The sequence below is a fragment of the Glaciecola sp. XM2 genome, from assembly GCF_018595715.1.
Taxonomy (GTDB): domain Bacteria; phylum Pseudomonadota; class Gammaproteobacteria; order Enterobacterales; family Alteromonadaceae; genus Glaciecola.
On record NZ_JAHEOJ010000017.1, the window covers coordinates 45,440 to 64,507 of the forward strand.

Sequence of the window (19,068 nt, forward strand, 5' to 3'; positions counted from 1 at the left end):
TATGCGATTACTCATTCCCAAAGTCAGTGTTTTTCAACTGACGCTTATATTCATCAAAGAGCGTGGTTATATCTTTGTTTTCGGCCGCTGTCAGTTTCCCTACAGTCATAATCACTATCGATGAGATAATAAAGCCTGGAATGATTTCGTATAATGTCGCAGAAAGGCTTGCACCATTTTCACCAAGTGGGGCATAAATCCAAATTAATACGGTGATTGCCCCTGATAAAATACCTGCAATTGCTGCTTTTTGCGTCATACCCTGCCAAAACAATGTAAATAAGATTAGCGGTCCGAATGCAGCACCAAAACCGGCCCAAGCATTACTCACCAACGATAATATCGTTTTGTTTTCGCCAAACGCAAGCAGGACAGCAACAATGGCGACCACCAAAACTGAAACTCTACCGATTAGCACCTGATGCTTTTCGCTGGCGTCTTTGTGTAAAAAGCTGACATATATATCGCGAGTTAATGAGCTCGACGTTACAAGCAGTTGCGAAGAGATTGTACTCATAATTGCGGCTAAAATGGCTGCAAGTAAAAAACCACCAATAAGCGGGTGAAACAATAGCTGGGATAAAATAATGAAAATAGTCTCACCGTCTTCAATCGCTGCATTTGTTTGCGTGACGTAGGCTAAACCAAACAGCCCAGTCATTGCCGCGCCAAACAACGATACCACCATCCAAGTCATACCGATGCGGCGGGCAGCAGGTATTTGTTTAACCGAATTGATAGCCATAAAACGCACTATAATGTGTGGTTGACCAAAATACCCGAGACCCCACGACATCAGCGAAATGATTGCGATGATACCCAGCGCCTCACCGGTAGCAGCATCTGTGAAGAGTTTAAGCAGGTTAGGGTTGATATCAGAAAGCGCACCGAGGGTTTGATTCACGCCACCTAGTTCAAATATGACCACGGTGGGGACTAAAATCAAAGCGATGAACATGATGCAACCTTGAATGAAGTCGGTCAGTGAAACGGCCATAAATCCGCCAACTAAGGTATACGCCACGACGACGCCGGCGGTGATGAGCACGCCCCAATGATAGCTCAGGCCAAAAGAAGATTCGAATAGCTTTCCACCCGCTACGACACCTGAGGAGGTGTAAATGGTAAAAAATATGATGATCACAACTGATGCCACAATCCTTAAGACGTGACTGTTATCAAAAAAGCGATTTTCAAAAAAGTCGGGCAAGGTAATTGCGTCGTTGGCTACTTCGGTAAATACGCGTAAACGCGGCGCAATTAACAAGTAGTTGAACCAAGCGCCAATGCACAGTCCAAACACAATCCATAGTGAGGATGCACCAGACACATACATCGCTCCGGGCACGCCCATTAACATCCATCCACTCATATCAGACGCGCCGGCAGAAAGAGCCGTTACAGGGGCTGATAACTTGCGTCCGCCGAGTAGGTAACCCGAGGCACTTTCTTCGTTTGTTCTATAGGCGTATAGACCTATTCCTAGCATTGCGACAAAATAAAGACCGAGTGAAATGTATGTACCAAATTCCATGAATACCTCTTGTTAATTTTTGCATATGGTAACAGTTTGGAGATAAATTCTATACCCTAGTGATTATTTAATAAGTAACACCAGCACGCACCGATGGTCTTGAATGCGTGATAAAATAATAAAATTCGTGCAAAAAAAGCAGGCCAAATGTTGGCCTGCTAGATGATTTGATTGGATGGAAAATAGTTTAAATCGAGAAGCTTAAAAACTCTTTTGCTTTTTGTGTAATAGCACTGACTTGAGAAGGGTCTTCACTCACAACTATCACTTTTGCTGACTCCAATAGAAATGCCGAACCTGTATAAACGTCATTGCTAAAGCTTTCGTCTAAGGGCTCTGCGAGTTGAGATGGCACAACGAAAAGTGACGTGAGACCTTTTTCACCCTTAATAATCAGATGCAGACTTTTAATCGAATCGAGGTAACAGTAGTTTGCGGATACTATTTCACCAAATCCTTCTTTTATCTGACCATTATAGGTTGCTAGCTTGCTATTTACAGAAGCAAGATCAGTCGGACCATACTTGTTAATTTCGTATTCCATGTGACTCATGTGTGCAAAGACATCTGACGCTAGACCTTGCGATGATGAACCGATTAAGCCAATAGTTAACACGCTAGCGAATACAACAGATGCGGCTAAGGCTAAATACCATGGACGCTGCTTCTTTTTCTGTTTAAAGTCATTCATCGATTGACGTAATATCAGCTTATCCGCTAAATCTTCTGGTACAGGAATGTCCATCGCTTCTTGCATGGCACTTTCCATCGCTCTAATCTCTTCCCAAAAAGCCTGCTTTTTAGGGTCGTTTTTTGCCGCTTCAACCACTTCTTTGTCGGTAGTAAAAGGGTCGGTATAAATGATGCGTCTAAACGTAATATCATCCATTTATGGATACTCCCAACTCATGATCTTTCGTCATTATTTCTTTGATCTGACTGCGCGCTCTAAACAATCGCGTCATCACTGTATTTTTGTTTAAGCCCAATTGTTCGGCAATTTCATCACCGCTAAAGCCCATCAAGACTTGTAGCACAATCGGCTCTCTATACTCATCGCTTAATGATGCGATGGCTCGACGCAAATCCCGATTCTCAACATTGCCATCAGATGGCGCAACAGGGTCTGCTACGCTGACATCGTCAATATCGACCAAATCAAATTGTTTGCGCTCAAAGCGACGGGCGTTTTCACGACGTAAAATCGTAATGAGCCATGATTTTGCTGCTGCTTCATCCTGTAGTGAGTCTAATGATTTCCATGCGCGAAGGAAGGTCTCTTGTACCACATCTTCGGCAATGGTCCGGTCTTTTATCAGCCATACAGCATAGCGAAATACATCAGCATGTAATGCTTTCACTAAGGCCTCATATCTTCTTTGTTTTGTCATCATATCTATAGAGACCGAGGACTCTTCACTTTTCTTTCCGAGCATGGGCAAAAATCTCACTTTTTTGGAAATGAATGCAGAATAATCAATATTTATGCGGCCTACATCGTTAGGCATGTGTTTTTCATGTTTTTTGTCTGCAGTATAAGTATAGGAGAGATTTCGCTTTTTTCTGGATTTGTTAAGTGGATGGATAATTTACAATATATGTAGAGCATTGTTTAGTCGTGATAGACAAAAGTGATGCTTTTCGACCAGCATTCACGTAAATTTATTACTATTGAGTGATTTGTGAATAAGGGCTGGTAATGCAGAGATTAGAAACGGACTATTTGGTAATCGGCAGTGGCGCAATAAGCATGGCGTTTGTTGATACCATGCTTGACCAAAGCGATGCGACCTTTGTGATTGTCGATAAACACCATATGCCAGGCGGGCATTGGAATGACGCCTATTCTTTTGTCAGACTCCATCAACCTTCTGCACTTTACGGCGTGGCATCCACTGAGTTGGGCTCAGGCAGGATTGATGAGAGTGGCCCAAACAAGGGCTATTTAGAGTTAGCCTCTGGGCCCGAAATATCGGCGTATTTTGAAAAAGTCATGACAGAACGTTTGCTTGCCTCAGGCCGAGTGACCTACTTGCCAATGCATGAATACACACAAGCAGGAAAAGTACGGTCACTGCTTGGTATAGAGGAATATCAAGTCACTATCCGCAAAAAGTTGGTGGATGGCACATTCTTCAACACTTCCGTACCTTCAACACACACGCGTAAGTATGACGTTGCTCAAAACGTGACATGCATAGCACCTAACGAGCTACCTAAAATTGCTCATCAATTCTCTCACTATGTCATTTTGGGCGGCGGTAAGACCGCGATGGATGCTGCCGTTTGGTTGTTAACGCATAATGCGTCTAGTGATGCCCTTACTTGGGTGTGTCCACGTGATTCATGGTTAATTAATCGCGCAACAACCCAACCTGGCGGTTACTTTTTTAAACGTACGGCAGGTGCGGTAGCAAAGCAATTTCAGGCGATGATAGACGCTCAGTCGGTAGAAGATGTTTTCTTAAAGCTTGAGGAAGCTGGGAATATGTTGCGTGTAGACAAAAGTGTCATGCCTACTATGTTTCATTACGCGACAATATCTGAAGGTGAGCTTGAGCACTTATCGAACATCAAGCATATTATTCGAAATGAACGCGTTGCCGCGTTATCAGAAGCGGGCATGACCATGACGAACAATGCCACTCATGCTATGCCAGAGAATACCTTATATATCGACTGCACTGCGACGGCTGCAGTTTTTACGGGGCAAAGAACTCAGCCTGTGTTCAGTGAGGACAGACTTATCCTGCAAGCCACGTATGCACCTTTGGTGACTTACAGTGCAGCGATAATCGCGTTTGTTGAAGCAAACTATGATGATATTGAGCAAAAAAATGCCCTGTGCATGCCTGTACAACTTGCAGACTCCCCTATGGAATGGCTGATCTCCACGTCTCAAAACATGATGAATCAACATAAATGGAATCAAGATAAAGACCTGCGCGCCTGGTTAAATGCCTGCAGATTAAACCCAAGCTATGCCGCATTTAAAGATAATGCGATGGCCGACCCCGCAAATGCACAGTTGTTAAAGGGGATTGCCGAACTGATTAGGCCTGCGTTAGGTAATGCGCAGAAACTACTGCAAATGCATAAGCCTTAAACCTTAAGCGCACAAGTTACCCCTAGGTGCAGGTTTTACACATCGCCAAGCAGGGCTTGTAATGCGTGTTGTGCCATCGAAATGTCGCCAATGTTTTGTGTTACCCAGTCAGTGTTGTAATAGGTATCTAGATAGCGCTCACCGCTGTCACATAACAAAGTCACAATGCTCCCTGATTGATTATTTGCGCGCATCTCTATGGCTTTACTAAGTGCGCCGTACACGTTTGTACCTGTACTAGGGCCGACTTTTCGTCCAAGCACGCCTTCTAACATTAACATGGTCGCAATGCTTGTGGTGTCGGGAACGTGCTGCATTTCGTCAATAACCGACGGGATAAAAGAAGGCTCTACCCTAGGCCGACCAATGCCTTCTATTCTGCTTCCTGGTGCATTGGTGTTAATTTTCTCCTTATTAAAGTGTGGATAGAAGGCTGAATTGTCTGGGTCGACTACCAGTAATTTGGTATCAACACCTTTGTAGCGAATATATCGCCCTATTGTTGCGCTTGTACCGCCGGTACCAGCGCTCATTACTACCCAGTTGGGAATGGGATGTTTTTCTTTTTCCATTTGTGAAAAAATACTACTGGCAATATTGTTGTTTCCCCGCCAATCTGTCGCGCGCTCTGCAAAGGTAAACTGATCCATGTAATGACCATTTAACGCACTCGCAAGGTTTTCTGCTTCTTCATAAATTTGATGAGTATGTTCCACAAAGTGGCATTGCCCACCGTAAAACTCAATTTGTTTTATTTTACTTTTGGCCGTGCTTTTGGGCATCACCGCGATAAATGTTAACCCTAAGAGCTTGGCAAAATACGCTTCAGAAACCGCAGTGCTGCCAGAAGAGCTTTCTATAACAGGTGTGTCTGGTCCAATCCACCCGCTGATGAGTGCATGCAGATATAGCGAGCGCGCCAGGCGATGTTTAAGACTGCCCGATGGATGGATACTTTCGTCTTTTAGATAGATATCAATATCGGGAAATGTAAGCATGTCTAGCTTAATTAGATGCGTATCGGCGCTTCTTTGAAAGTCAGCTTGAATTTTGTTTAATGAAGATTTGACCCAGTCTCTTGCCATTCGCTTCTCTTTGTTTCTTTCATCTAGCAAATAGTATCTGATAAAAATTCAGCCGTGACTACTTTTGATTCAATCTTCCACTTTTATGTACTATGCCGTTGCAGCATCTGGTTGGGGAAGTTCTGACTCAGGCTACGTCGAAGCAAACTACTCAAACACGAGAAACCACGTATACACTCAGACCAAGGGTGGCAATATCAAAATAAACAATATCAGCAACATCTGAAACTAAAAGGCCTGAGTCCGATACAATATCGAAATCAGGCCTTGGTTGCCGCTTAGAAATGAGTCCAACTTTATGGGGTCACTTCAAACTGTGGGCTTTTTTTATTTCTTCATTATATGCGCTTTGATATAGGCACAAATTAAACTGAGCGGGTCATCCTTAAGCGTTCGGGGCCGATTCTCTAGCGACCCAAGCATCAATCTTTTCTTCCAGCATGTTCAAAGGTAAAGGACCATGTTTTAGCACTTCATCGTGAAAGCCAGCATAGCTAAAGTTATCGCCTAGGGCTTCTTTTGCTTGTGCTCTTAGCTCTAAAATTTTGAGTTTACCAATGGTATAAGCGGTTGCTTGACCGGGAAGGGCAATGTAACGCTCAATGGCTTTTACTGCGTCGTTTTGTGGGTTAGGGGTGTTTGCAATTAGGTAATCAATTGCTTCTTGACGTGACCATTGCATGCTGTGCAGGCCAGTGTCTACAACCAAACGGCAGGCGCGCCACAGCTCCATCGCTAGACGTCCGAAGTCAGAGTAAGGGTCTGCATAGAATCCCATATCCTTTGCTAAGGTTTCGGTATACAAGCCCCAGCCCTCGGTATATACGGTGAATGATACATACTTTTGAAACTCAGGAATGCCTTCCAATTCTTGTGCAATGGCGCGCTGCATATGATGACCTGGAATCCCTTCATGATAGGCAAGCGCCTCCATTTGATAGATAGGCATGCTGTTCATATCAAACAGGTTTGCAAAATAAGTTCCGGGTCGTGAACCATCGCGCGCGGGCGACTGATAAAAGGCTTTGCCGGCAGACTGCTCTCTAAACGGTTCAACACGTTTTACAATCATGTCGGCTTTAGGTACCAAGCCGAAGTATTCAGGGAGCTTTTCTTCCATTACATCAATGTATGCTTTCGCTTCAGTGAGGTAACGCTGACGGCCTTCTTCGGTATTTTCATAGTAAAACTGCGGATCCTCTCGCATGAATTTGAAGAACGCTTGCAGGTCGCCCTCAAAGTTGACTTGCGTCATGATATCGCGCATAAGTCCATGAATGCGCTGCACGTGCTCAAGCCCTAAGTCATGGACTTGCTGTGCGGTTAAATCGGTTGTGGTATACCACGACAATCGGTTTTCATACCATTTATCGCCATTTGGCAAGCGCCATACACCGTCGCCAGGCGGGCTCAACTCTTGTTGACGAGCTAGCTCTGTCATTAAAGCTCTATACGCTGGTAAGACACTCTGCGTCAGCGCTTGACGGGCATCCGCAAGCAAGCCACCTTTTTCTGAATTGCTTAAACCAAGTGCATCTAGCTTTGATACAAAGTCAGCGTAAATAGTCGAATCTTCTCGGCCTTCTGAAAATGGATTGCCATTAATCACGTTAGCAGAGGCTTGAATCATTTGATCATATGCCCAGCGAGGCGGAAAAATACCCGCTTCTTCGCGCAGTTTTAACTGTTCTATTATTTGGTCAAAATATGGCTTCACGCCATTTAAGCGAGCAATATAGGCTTGTGCATCTTCTACTGAAGATACTTTATGAATGTTGATTAAAAAGCTAGGTACCGAGGTGTGCGGGCCACGAAATTGATTGAGGATATAGCTATGAAATCTAAACTCATCGTTGGCAAGCTTGCGTGTAATATCTTCTTGATAAAGCCTGAGGCTTGATTGCTCTTGTTCATTGAGTTGAGCAATATCGAAAGTATTGCTTTGTGCCAGACGTTGCTCGAGTAACTCACGATTTGCCTGCAAGGCTTCAGGTGATGCATCATCCCACTTATCATAGTCCCATTTTAATCCTAACCGGCTTTGGCGCATGGGAGATAATTCTAGGTCTCGCTGATACGAATCGGCAAAAAATTGCGCCAAACGTTGCGCCTCTGTTTGTACTAACGATGTACCTGACGCTTCGCTTTCACTGGCGCCATCACCTTTTTTTGGTGCAGGGCTGCAGGCAAAAAGCGCTAATCCGACAAACAGTGAAGGTAGCAAAACAATAGGGTTTCGAATCATAAGAGTTCCTTAAGAAAGACTAAATCGGGTACATACTACTACGAGTGCGCACTTGATACTGCTCAAATTGCTGCTGTCGGAGTTGCTGTAGCGCTTGTTTCAACGGCGCAAAGTCACTGCTCTCGGTATTATGAGCATAGCTTTGCGCTAACAATTGATTAAACGCTTGTGTAACATCCTGCGCATCCATTGCGTTTAGCGCGTTGGTAATTGAGCCAACTTTCGTTGCACTTATTGTGTTTAACCATACTTTCAGAGACTTCTGAAGTTCGCTTACATTTTTATGCTCAATTGCATATTCCAGCGCTTGCCATGCTTCGTTTTCACTATTGATGACAGGCACTTGATGCTCGTTTGACGCGCTATTTGGTGTTTGGGGTAATTTACGTTTAAGCCACAGCATGACACCCATGAATATAACCAAGCAAAATAACACCATGTGCAAGATATCCAAGCCCCAGGCAACATGTATAAACCGAGAGCTTGTTTGAGCAGATGAGGATGCTTCATCTTTCGATAGAGCAACGTCGTCTGCACTAGATTGTGGAGTATTGCCTAACGCTTGCTCGCTATTTGTTTGCTGTAAAGGCGGAATAACGCGAACCGATCTCGCCGGTAATACCGCATATCTTGTCTCTGCACTATTTACATCAAACCAAGGGATACGTATTTCTGGCAGTACATAATTTCCCGTCTGGCTTGGAATGATTGCGGTGCTTTGCACGACTTGGGCAATGAGGTTGCTATCGCGGTTGATGGTGGCCTTTACAGGTTGTTCTGGGTAGGTTTTAAAATCCGGATGATAAACGGCATCGATCCTCGGCAATTGCTCTTCTATTAGGCCAAGTGCGGTGAGGGTGACGATGCGTGTCACTGGCTCGCCTTGTATCAACTCGTCAATATCATTTGGCCACTCTTCGCTAATTTGTACCTGCTCACTTGGGAGCCAAGTGTATGGGTAATTGTCTGGGATAGGTAAGACGGTAATGGTTTGCACAGGGGCGACGCGACTGATGCTTTTGCTGCGATTAAAGTATGCAAAGCTTTGTCTTGTGGCGGTGAGTACTTCTGCTTGAAACACGGGCCCGTCGATGGTGTATGCGCCACTCGCTTGCGGTAATACTGCAAAGTTGCGTTCAATCACTCGGTAGCGCACGCCATTGACCAATTCTTGATATTCTTTGTCGTCACCTAGCTGTTCAATTACCGCGCCGTCAAGCACTGGCTCCGATAGGCTGCCGCGCTGAATATCGCCTGCGAGAAATATTTTAACCGTGTATTGCACCTGTTGTTGCAAATAGACGACTTCATCGCTTACCTCGGCGGTGACGAAAAACTCTCTTGGCTGGGTGCGCGCTGCCTCCGTTACCGGTAAAACGGTAAGGTTAATCTCGTTACTGGTTTGCCCATCAATCGTAAAACTAGGAATGGTAAATTGCCCTGTTGCCCGCGGGAATAGCTGCAAAGACCAAGTCGTTGTAGTGGTTCGGTCAAAGTTGATAATTTGCGTAGACTGACTTACCGATGGCTGGCTGACACGAAAGTCTTGCGTTAACACAGTGAAGTCAATATCGTCGCGGTCGGCACCACCAACAGCGGTAACCTGCAATAAAACAGATTCATCCACTAATATTGGATTTTTATCTACCGTCGCGGTTAGCTCCGTGACATCAGCCGCAACGATGGGGCTGGCGCTTAAACATAAAGTCAGAAAAAACCAATAAAAATATCTCATTACCATTGTTGCTCTTGGTTACGTGGTGGGGCGAACTGTCTGCGTTTTTGTGCTTCCATCAGCATTTTGCGTTGTAGCAAATAAGCTGGGTCGTCAGGTACTTTATTCATTAAGGTTTGCAGACGTTGTAATTCCTCTCGTTCTTGCGGTGTTAAGTCGCTTTGATTTATCGCCTGAACAGGTTGTTGTTCGTTTTCATCGCTTTGACCTTGTTGCTCTTGCTCCAAGGACTGTGCGTCTTGCTGTTGTGATTGCTCATCGCCTTGTTCATTTTGCTGTTCTTGCTGAGCGTCGTTTTGCTCATCGCTTTGCTCTTGAGAATTGTCACTTGGTGCAGGATCACTGTTTTGTTGATTCTGTGAACCTTCGCCCTGCTGATCTTGTGACTGTTCTTGCTCAGACTGCTCTGCGTCACCTTCTTGTTGCGAGTCGCTGTTTTCAGATTGTTGCTGGTCTTGTTGAGAGTCTTGCTCTTGGTTCTCGTTGTCTTGTTGCTCTTGCTGCTCAAGCAACTCTTCTAACAAGGCTTTGTTAGCCGCGGCACGCTCGTGCTCGCTGTCAATTTGTAATACCTTTTCATAGGCATCAATGGCATCTTGCAATTGCCCTAGTTTTGCAAGCGCGTTGCCTTGATTATAGATGCTGTGAAGACCGTCTCCTTGCTGAAATAGCTCTAAAGCCGTTTGATAGTCACCGGCTTTATAAGCTGAGGCAGCGCGCCAGTTGATATCATTAAAAATGTTTTGAGCTTGCTCAAACTCGCCATTCTCAAACGCCCGTTGACCTTTTTGATTATCATTAAGAAATAGATTTGATAAACCATCACCCCCCTGACTTGGAGTAGGCTGCTGAGAAACGTCGTCGCTCGATAAGTTTTGAGCCATAGCCGGTTTGCTCACAGGAAACGATAAGACAGCGATAAATGCAAAACTGAATAAAACCCCTTTGCGAAATAACAAGGCCACAATTGGCAATGCAGCCACTAATAAAAGAGCTCCCATATCGCGCCATGCATCGCCGGTGCTTTGCTCACTGCTTTGCTGCCTAATTTGATCTAAGCGATTGCTATTAAGCAACATTGACTGAATATCGCTGTCATCAATGGTCATTCGGGTGCTTCTCGCATTTGATGCGTTTACACCTTGGTTTATATAGTCGGTATTTAGCTTAGGGATAACGATATTACCACTGTTATCTTTTAGCAGCGTGCCGTCAGTTAACTGAATAGGCGCGCCATCTTGTGTACCAATAGTGAGCACGGAGAATTCGTATCTGCTTTCATTAATTAACGCGCGTATTGGCGCGATATCTTTGTAGTTAATGCCATCGGTTATCCAGTAAATATGGCCATGCTGATACCCTGCATTGTCTAGCAGTTGTATGGCTTCCAACAGTCCTAATTCAGGGTTGCTGCCCATAGAGGGCATAATTTCAGGGCGTAAGCTTGGAATTAAGTTTTCTAGCGTTGCAATATCTTCGGTCAACGGGCTGATGGTAAATGCATCTCCTGCATAAGCTACCAAACCGACCTCACCATCATTGATTTCTTTGATCAGGTCTATGGCTTTAAAGTTCGCTCTGGCGAGACGACTTGGCGTCACATCAGTAGCGCGCATCGAAAGTGACATATCCATTACCAATACACGGCCTGAATCTGTTTGATAAACGGGCTGGGGAAGCTTCTCCCAGGTAGGCCCGGCCAACGCGAAACATGCAATGATGAAGGCTAAAATTAGCCAAATGTAAGCCTGCTTGCTTTGTGTTTGGCCATTTGACACTACCAAATGCTGATGCAAGTGCATTGGCAAAATTTGGCGCCATTCGCTACGTTTAAACGAGGCTCGCATCCAAAAAATACCGAGTATGATGAATACTGGAATTAACAGTAATACTAGCGGGCGCAAAAAATGAAAGGTTTCAAACATCTTGTGCTCCTCTTGTATCAGAGATATTCGTTTGCCTTTGACGTTTATGCTGTAAAAGTGATTTACCGATGCCTACTATCAGCATGAGTGCACTTAGTCCCATGGCCAGCGCTAATGGGTAATAAAATAGTGCGCTTTGCGGGCGCATTTTTTGAGAATTTCCCTCGATAGGTTCGAGCGTATCGAGCAATTGATAGATATTAAAGAGCTCTTGTGTATCTCTTGCTCTAAAATATTGCCCACCGGTTTCTCTGGCCAGCGAACTCAGTAATCTCTCATCCAACTCTTGCGAGGGGTTAATCGTACGCTGCCCAAAAAAGCTATTTACCACTTGTTCGTCGGCGCCGACACCAATTGTGTATATGGTGACTTTATTCGCTTTGGCTAACTGCAAGGATTGTTCTGGTGTGATATTGCCAGCGGTGTTTTGGCCATCGGTTAGAAGCACTAATACGCGGTTAGACTCTTCTTTTTCACTAAAACGTTTTACCGCAAGTCCTATAGCATCGCCAATGGCTGTGCGCTCACCCACTAGCCCTATGGCTGATTCATCTAGCAGCGTTTGCACGGTGCTGCGGTCAAAGGTCAGCGGTGCTTGTAAATAGGCGGTGTCGGCAAACAAAATAAGCCCTAGTCGGTCGCCTACGCGTCGCTCGATGAAGTCTGCCAGTACATATTTAATCATGGTAAGGCGATTCACTTCACGCCCTTGTATGCGCATGTCGGTTTGTTTCATACTCCCAGACAAGTCAACCGCTAGCATCAAATCTCGGCCTTCGCTAGGAATCGATATTGCTTCGCCTAGCCACTGCGGGCGAGCAGACGCAGTCACCAGCAGCGCCCAGATAAGATATGCAAATAGCGTAAAGTACGCGGTTTTTTTAACACGCTGAGTCTGAGGCTGCGTAATGTTTTGAAGATTAGGCACGCGAAGTGCCGCCGATTGCGCCGTTGACTTAGGTGGCGTAAAGCGCCGAATGATAAACGGCACGGGTAACAGTGCAAACATCCAAGGCCAAACGAACTCAAACATCGATTAACCCCTTTTTAGGTGGTAATGCATGCTCGACCCAGCGTGTAGCATATTCAACGAGTTGCTCATTTTTCGCAAGTGTAGTGCGCTGATCATATTGCCAGTTTGCTAAGCTGACTAATACGTCACACACTTCTTGATGGTCGGCCTTAGTATACAGACGTTTTAAAAGATGTTGCCACGCTCCCCCATGACTTTGTAATACATGTTGCTCTGGGAGATAAGCATTCGCGGCGGTTTTTAGAATGTGGTGCACTTGTATGGCTGCCTGCGCATCGTTCATTGAGATTGCATTGAGTGCACGCAAACTCGCCTTTTTATCTGCAAGCTTACGTTTGCGATGCATAAACCAAAAAATGCATCCGGTAATAAGCAATATTGTGAATACGATGATTAGCCAATAGCCGAGTGCTAATGGCCAAGCGTCCACTTGTTCGGGAAGATGAATGTCGGCTAATTGGCCTAAAGGGTTCAAAGTGCAGTCCCCATCTCAAAACCACGGTTGCGCGCGACTAGCTGCTCATCCAATACTTGTCCTGCGCTAACAATGCGTGGCTGCACACGGGCTTTACTCAAATCTTGCTTCAGACGCGTTAGACGCGCCATCTGGTCGAGTTGATAACGTGTTGCTTGGTTGTCGTCTCCTAGCACGAGACTGCCTCTGTTGACGCCGTCTGTAACGCTGAGTATTAGCGAACTGCCGCTGTGTGGCAAAGCCTGTTCGAAAGGATCCTGAATCAGCGTGAATTTCACTTCGCAATGACGACTGATATCACCAATTAACGACAAATGTGCTTGTTCTATCCCGTAAGCATCCGACAAAATATGAATCAGGCTGCCAGGTTTGGCTAAATAATGCATGCGCTGCAGCGCCTTTAACAGCGCTTGATTGCCAGGTGTTGCTGGTTGGGTTTGTTGACTCGTTTCGGTTTGCAATCGTGCTAGGCTATTGAGGTAATGAAGCGCGTTTTTTGTTTGCGCGCGGGGTTTGCACTCTATATCGTCATGCTCGTTAAATACGATACCACCTAATTTATCCCCACGGCCCACCGCTGCCCAACTGATAAGCGCTGCCATGTGTGCCGCTTGCACCGATTTATATAATAACTGGGTGCCAAAGTGCATGGTCGATGTCATATCAACAAACACAAAAACGGGTCGTTCTCGTTCTTCCCTAAAGATTTTGGTGTGGGTTTTGCCAGTACGCGCTGTCACGCGCCAGTCGATACTGCGAATATCATCGCCAGGTTGGTAATGTCGTGCTTCATCAAACTCCATGCCGCGACCTTTAAAAAGGGACCGTTCACCACCTGCTAATTGGCTTGCAGAGCGCGAGCTTGGGGCGATGGCAAGCATGTGCGCCAGTGCTTTGTAGCGCAAAAGCTCGGGCATATCTACCGACACGCCATTGCTTTGTAACTTTGCTAAATCCTGCTCTACCTGATACATGCTAAGTGGTGCCTCTTTGATGCGGGTTATGGCACCGGTACAAGCTGTGCAATATTGGCAATGACTTTGTTTGCATCAATGCCTTGCGCCTGTGCCTGATAACTTAATATCAGTCTATGGCGCAGGACGTTCTCAAGCATGGCTAACACATCTTCAGGGGCAACAAAGTCTCGGCCATTTAACCAAGCGTGGGCTCTTGCGCAGCGCTCTAGGGCGATGGTGGCGCGCGGACTAGCGCCAATCTCAATCCATTGACGAAGTTCATCGCTGTAAGCTTGAGGTTTTCGAGTGGCCATGATCAGTTGCACAATATACGTTTCGATGGCTTCAGACATGTGGATTTCAAGTATCGATTTACGTGCAGCCTTTATATCGAGTTGTGAAAGCTTATCCACCTCAGCGGGTAATGCATGATTAATTTCATCAAGCGACTCGCCGCGATTGAGTTTGAGGATTTTGAGTTCGGTATCTGCATCTGGGTAATCAATTTCAACATGCATCAAGAAACGGTCTAATTGCGCCTCAGGAAGAGGGTATGTTCCCTCTTGTTCAAGCGGGTTTTGCGTTGCCATAACTAAAAATAACTCAGGTAGGGCATAGGTTTTACTGCCTACGGTGATTTGTCGTTCGGCCATCGCCTCTAAGAGTGCAGACTGCACCTTTGCCGGCGCACGGTTTATTTCATCTGCTAGTACCAGGTTGTGAAACAAAGGACCTTGTTGAAAAATGAATTCGCCAGTTTCTGGGCGATATATATCAGTGCCTGTCAGATCTGCTGGCAACAAGTCAGGGGTAAACTGGACGCGGTGAAAATTAGCATCGATACCATCAGATAGTGCGTTTACCGCTCGGGTTTTTGCAAGCCCTGGAGGCCCTTCAACGAGAATATGACCATCGGCAAGTAATGCAATAATAATGCTTTGCGTGAGCTCAGTTTGCCCAATAACCTGCGAGTTTAAATGAGATAAAAGTTGTTTAATTTGATTAACTGCCATTTAGCGACCTGTTTTTATTACTAATGTTGACGGTTTTCGCCTTGTTGACCGATATAGGGGCGAGCATGATGAAATACAATAAATAACTTTGTTTTAAGGCACAATACGCTCAGCTTATCCCCACGTCAGACTCTATAATGCCATGTTGGTTCGTAAAATATCGGCATGTTATGTATATATTTTTTCTTATCAAGACTTATGCGCTAATGCTCATTGCTTACGTACACAATCAGGGTAAGTATCAAAAGCTAGCTGCTTTTTGAGGTTATTAGACTATGCTTTACCCATATTAAACGAGCTAATATCACTCCCATTTTGATTAGTTAGGTTGTTATGCAGCGATAAATTTGCGTTTAGCGGTGCACTTTGACACAATTGGGTGGTCAGACCAGATATTAAGAAGGTTTACATCGTGAGGAAACACTATGTCAAGTAAACAAAATTTAAAGACCCATGGCGGCGATCGCATAGCGATTGTGGCGGGTTTACGTTCGCCGTTTGCGAAAATGGCGACCTACTTTCACGGTGTGCCTGCCGTTGACCTAGGTAAAATGGTAGTAAATGAACTATTAGTACGCAACGAGCTTGACCCCGCGCTTGTAGAGCAAGTTGTCTACGGTCAAGTGGTACAGATGCCAGAGGCGCCTAACATTGCTCGTGAAATTGTGTTGGGAACGGGCATGAATGTGCATACTGATGCTTATAGCGTATCGCGCGCATGTGCGACGAGTTTTCAATCTACCGTAAACGTTTTAGAGTCAATGCTAGTTGGCAATATCGAAGTAGGTATTGCTGGCGGTGCCGATTCGACGTCGGTATCACCTATTGGTGTATCTAAAAAGCTTGCTCGTGCTTTAGTAGACCTTCAAAAAGCTAAAACCATGGGCCAAAAATTTGCCATTTTTAAACGCTTAGGTATGAAAGATCTTTTACCTGTGCCACCAGCCGTTGCTGAGTATTCCACTGGACTTTCAATGGGACAAACAGCCGAGCAAATGGCAAAAACTCACGGAATTTCTCGCAGTGATCAAGACGCCTTAGCTCATCGCTCCCATTCTCGCGCTGCTCAAAACTGGGAAGCCGGAAATTTAGATTCAGAAGTTATGACCGCATATGCCGAACCTTATAAAGGCGCGTTAGGAAAAGACAACAACGTGCGCTTTGATTCAACCGTTGAAGGCTATGCCAAGTTACGTCCAGTGTTTGATAAAAAGCACGGCACGGTAACTGCTGCAAACGCCACGCCATTAACTGACGGTGCGTCCGCTGTGTTGATGATGACAGAGAGCAAAGCAAAAGCACTCGGTTATAAGCCCTTAGGTTATATCAAGAGCTATGCATTTGCTGCCATCGACGTATGGGAAGATATGTTAATGGGTCCATCTTATGCCACGCCCATTGCGCTTGACCGAGCGGGCATGACTTTGTCTGACCTTACCCTGATAGAAATGCACGAAGCGTTTGCCGCGCAAACCTTAGCGAATATTAAGATGTTTGCTAGTGATACTTTTGCTAAAGAAAAGCTTGGTAGAAGCAAAGCAACGGGCGAAATTGATATGGATAAGTTCAACCAAATGGGTAGCTCCATTGCCTACGGACATCCATTTGCCGCTACCGGAACACGAATGATTACACAGATGCTAAATGACCTGAATCGCAAAGGCGGCGGAACCGGTTTGTTGACTGCATGTGCCGCAGGCGGTTTAGGCGCAGCGATGATTGTGGAGACAGAATAATGAGTGCATTTACCTTAGCTAAGCAAGATAACGGAATCGCTATCCTCACCATGGATGTACCTGGTGAAACGATGAATACCTTGAAAGGTGACTTTGCCGATGAAATATCCACCATCTTGGACAGCATCGAACAAGACAGCGAGATAAAAGGTGTCGTTCTAACGAGTGGTAAAAAAGATTCATTTGTCGCAGGTGCTGATGTAACGATGCTTGCAAAATGTGAGTCTGCTGAAGAAGCTGAAGCGCTTTCTACGGCAGGTCAGCAGATGTTTAATCGCTTAGAGAACTCTAAAAAGACCATTGTTGCAGCTATCCATGGCCCGGCTCTAGGCGGCGGCTTAGAGTTAGCATTAGCGTGTCATTACCGCGTATGTAGCGACAGTAGCAAAACACAATTGGGTTTACCAGAAGTTCAGTTAGGCCTTTTACCTGGGAGCAGCGGCACACAGCGTTTACCTGCGCTCATTGGTGTGCAACAAGCCATGAAAATGATGCTTACTGGTGCACCTGTCCGCGCAAAACAAGCCAAAAAGTATGGCATTGTGGATGATATGGTGCCTGAATCCATTCTTATGCAAGTTGCGATTGAGATGGCTTCTCAACCAATTAAAAAGCGTAAATCTACCAAGTCGTTTGGTACAAAAATGCTCGAAGACACGGCCATGGGCCGTAAGTTGCTGTTCAAAAAGGCAAGAGAACAAACGCTCTCGAAAACGAAAGGAAACTATCCTGCGCCAATGTACATCATTGATTGCATTGAAGCGGGCTTAAGCAACTCCGCTAAAGGGTATGCTACCGAGGCGCGTTTATTCGGAAAGTTGGTGATGACCAAAGAGTCAAAACAGCTTCGCGAAATATTCTTTGCTACCACAGAAATGAAGAAGGAAAACGGTGTGGATGGCGTTGCACCTAAAAAGGTCAAAAAGGCCGGTGTGCTCGGCGGTGGCTTGATGGGCGGCGGTATCTCTTTCGTTACCGCGACCAAGGCAAAAGTGCCGGTACGCATCAAAGATATCAACGAAAACGGTATTGCCGGTGCCATCAAGTACAGCTACGACATCCTGAACAAAAAAGTGAAAAAGCGCTTTATGCTCAATTCACAAATGCAAAAGCAACTATCTAACATTACCGGTTGTTTAGATTACAGTGGATATAAGCATGTCGATATTGTGGTAGAGGCGGTCTTTGAAGATCTTGGCTTGAAACAAAACATGGTGGCAGACATCGAGGCACACTGTGCCCCTGAAACGATATTTGCATCTAATACATCGTCTATCCCTATTGGCGATATCGCAGCAAAAGCAGAGCGTCCAGAAAATGTAATTGGTCTGCATTATTTCTCTCCGGTAGATAAAATGCCGTTGGCAGAAGTAATACCTCATGAGAAGACCTCTGATGAAGTTATTTCTACCACCGTCGAGTTTGCTAAGAAACAAGGTAAAACGCCTATCGTTGTGAAAGACGGCGCCGGTTTTTATGTGAATCGCATCTTGGCGCCTTACATGAGTGAAGCAGGCTACTTGGCGATGGAAGGTCAAGCCGTAGATGCTATTGACAGAGCGTTGGTTAATTTTGGCTTCCCAGTAGGTGCCTTTAAACTGTTAGACGAAGTTGGCATCGATGTTGGTACCAAAATCATTCCAATACTGAAAGCTCAGTTTGGCGATAGATTCTCGGCGCCAGACGCATTTGACAAATTGCTTGAAGAAGGCCGAAAAGGTAAGAAAAACCAGTCTGGTTTTTACGACTATAAAGGCAAAGAAAAAGGCAAAAATGTGGATGAGTCAGTCTATACATTGCTTGGTATTTCGCCAGTCAAAAAATACAATGATGCAAGTGTCGTTGAGCGTTGCGTATTGCTAATGCTTAATGAAGCGGCTAAGTGTTTGGAAGAGAAGGTTATTCGCAGTCCTCGTGACGGCGATATCGGTGCCATTTTTGGCATTGGCTTCCCTCCTTTCTTAGGTGGGCCGTTCAGATATATGGATGAGCTTGGCATGGAGCATTTGGTGGGGCGTTTAGAGCATTATGCTAGCACGTACAATGATAAGTATACGCCGGCTGACATCTTGTTGAAGATGCAAAAAAATAATGAAACCTTTTATAAATAACCTCTAGTTTCGTTAATAGATTGTTAAAAACCCGGCTTTGGTCGGGTTTTTTGTTTGAAGTGCCTATTTTCGGTGCTTTTCTTTATTGCTTGTTTTATAATCAACACATCGATA

14 protein-coding genes are annotated in these 19,068 nt (G+C 45.2%); 3 read left to right on the forward strand and 11 right to left on the reverse strand.

All coding sequences use genetic code 11. The features are described 5' to 3' along the window. Nucleotides 1-7: 7 nt before the first annotated feature. The 3 genes from putP to KJ365_RS03370 form a co-directional block, all read right to left on the reverse strand. On the reverse strand, nt 8-1,534 hold the full coding sequence (gene putP, locus KJ365_RS03360) for a sodium/proline symporter PutP (protein WP_214450220.1): 1,527 nt from the start codon (nt 1,532-1,534) through the stop codon (nt 8-10). A gap of 187 nt (nt 1,535-1,721) precedes the next feature. After that, nucleotides 1,722-2,423: a DUF3379 family protein gene (locus KJ365_RS03365; protein WP_214450221.1), complete on the reverse strand. Its 702-nt coding sequence runs from the start codon at nt 2,421-2,423 to the stop codon at nt 1,722-1,724. Next, nucleotides 2,416-2,970, reverse strand: a complete 555-nt coding sequence (locus KJ365_RS03370) for a sigma-70 family RNA polymerase sigma factor (RefSeq protein ID WP_214450261.1) — start codon at nt 2,968-2,970, stop codon at nt 2,416-2,418. The genes KJ365_RS03365 and KJ365_RS03370 overlap by 8 nt, the downstream gene beginning before the upstream one ends. 263 nt (nt 2,971-3,233) lie before the next feature. Between KJ365_RS03370 and KJ365_RS03375 the strand changes: the two genes are divergently transcribed. After that, complete coding sequence (locus tag KJ365_RS03375; protein ID WP_214450222.1) at nt 3,234-4,640, forward strand: NAD(P)/FAD-dependent oxidoreductase; 1,407 nt, start codon at nt 3,234-3,236, stop codon at nt 4,638-4,640. 35 nt (nt 4,641-4,675) lie between these two features. On the opposite strand, the gene KJ365_RS03380 is transcribed toward KJ365_RS03375, so the two are convergent. The 8 genes from KJ365_RS03380 to KJ365_RS03415 form a co-directional block, all read right to left on the reverse strand. After that, nucleotides 4,676-5,725 carry a PLP-dependent cysteine synthase family protein gene (locus KJ365_RS03380; RefSeq protein ID WP_214450223.1) on the reverse strand — a complete coding sequence of 350 codons (1,050 nt, stop codon included), beginning with the start codon at nt 5,723-5,725 and terminating at the stop codon, nt 4,676-4,678. 385 nt (nt 5,726-6,110) lie between these two features. Beyond that, nucleotides 6,111-7,970, reverse strand: coding sequence for a DUF885 domain-containing protein (locus KJ365_RS03385; RefSeq protein WP_214450224.1), 1,860 nt, complete (start codon nt 7,968-7,970; stop codon nt 6,111-6,113). Nucleotides 7,971-7,989: 19 nt separating this feature from the next. Beyond that, a complete protein-coding gene (locus KJ365_RS03390; RefSeq protein ID WP_214450225.1) occupies nt 7,990-9,705 on the reverse strand; it encodes a BatD family protein in 1,716 nt (571 codons plus the stop codon). Next, nucleotides 9,705-11,630: a VWA domain-containing protein gene (locus KJ365_RS03395; RefSeq protein WP_214450226.1), complete on the reverse strand. Its 1,926-nt coding sequence runs from the start codon at nt 11,628-11,630 to the stop codon at nt 9,705-9,707. Before KJ365_RS03395 ends, KJ365_RS03390 begins: the two co-directional genes overlap by 1 nt. After that, nucleotides 11,623-12,663 (reverse strand): vWA domain-containing protein, encoded by a 1,041-nt coding sequence (locus tag KJ365_RS03400; RefSeq protein ID WP_214450227.1) that lies wholly within the window; start codon nt 12,661-12,663, stop codon nt 11,623-11,625. The genes KJ365_RS03395 and KJ365_RS03400 overlap by 8 nt, the downstream gene beginning before the upstream one ends. Then, nucleotides 12,656-13,138 (reverse strand): DUF4381 domain-containing protein, encoded by a 483-nt coding sequence (locus KJ365_RS03405; RefSeq protein ID WP_214450228.1) that lies wholly within the window; start codon nt 13,136-13,138, stop codon nt 12,656-12,658. The genes KJ365_RS03400 and KJ365_RS03405 overlap by 8 nt, the downstream gene beginning before the upstream one ends. Further along, nucleotides 13,135-14,112: a DUF58 domain-containing protein gene (locus KJ365_RS03410; RefSeq protein WP_214450229.1), complete on the reverse strand. Its 978-nt coding sequence runs from the start codon at nt 14,110-14,112 to the stop codon at nt 13,135-13,137. Before KJ365_RS03410 ends, KJ365_RS03405 begins: the two co-directional genes overlap by 4 nt. Before the next feature lie 26 nt (nt 14,113-14,138). Beyond that, nucleotides 14,139-15,107, reverse strand: a complete 969-nt coding sequence (locus tag KJ365_RS03415) for an AAA family ATPase (RefSeq protein ID WP_214450230.1) — start codon at nt 15,105-15,107, stop codon at nt 14,139-14,141. Between the two features lie 425 nt (nt 15,108-15,532). Between KJ365_RS03415 and fadI the strand changes: the two genes are divergently transcribed. Next, on the forward strand, nt 15,533-16,843 hold the full coding sequence (gene fadI / locus KJ365_RS03420; RefSeq protein ID WP_214450231.1) for an acetyl-CoA C-acyltransferase FadI: 1,311 nt from the start codon (nt 15,533-15,535) through the stop codon (nt 16,841-16,843). Further along, nucleotides 16,843-18,954 (forward strand): fatty acid oxidation complex subunit alpha FadJ, encoded by a 2,112-nt coding sequence (gene fadJ / locus KJ365_RS03425; RefSeq protein ID WP_214450232.1) that lies wholly within the window; start codon nt 16,843-16,845, stop codon nt 18,952-18,954. The genes fadI and fadJ overlap by 1 nt, the downstream gene beginning before the upstream one ends. The last annotated feature ends 114 nt before the right edge of the window (nt 18,955-19,068 follow it).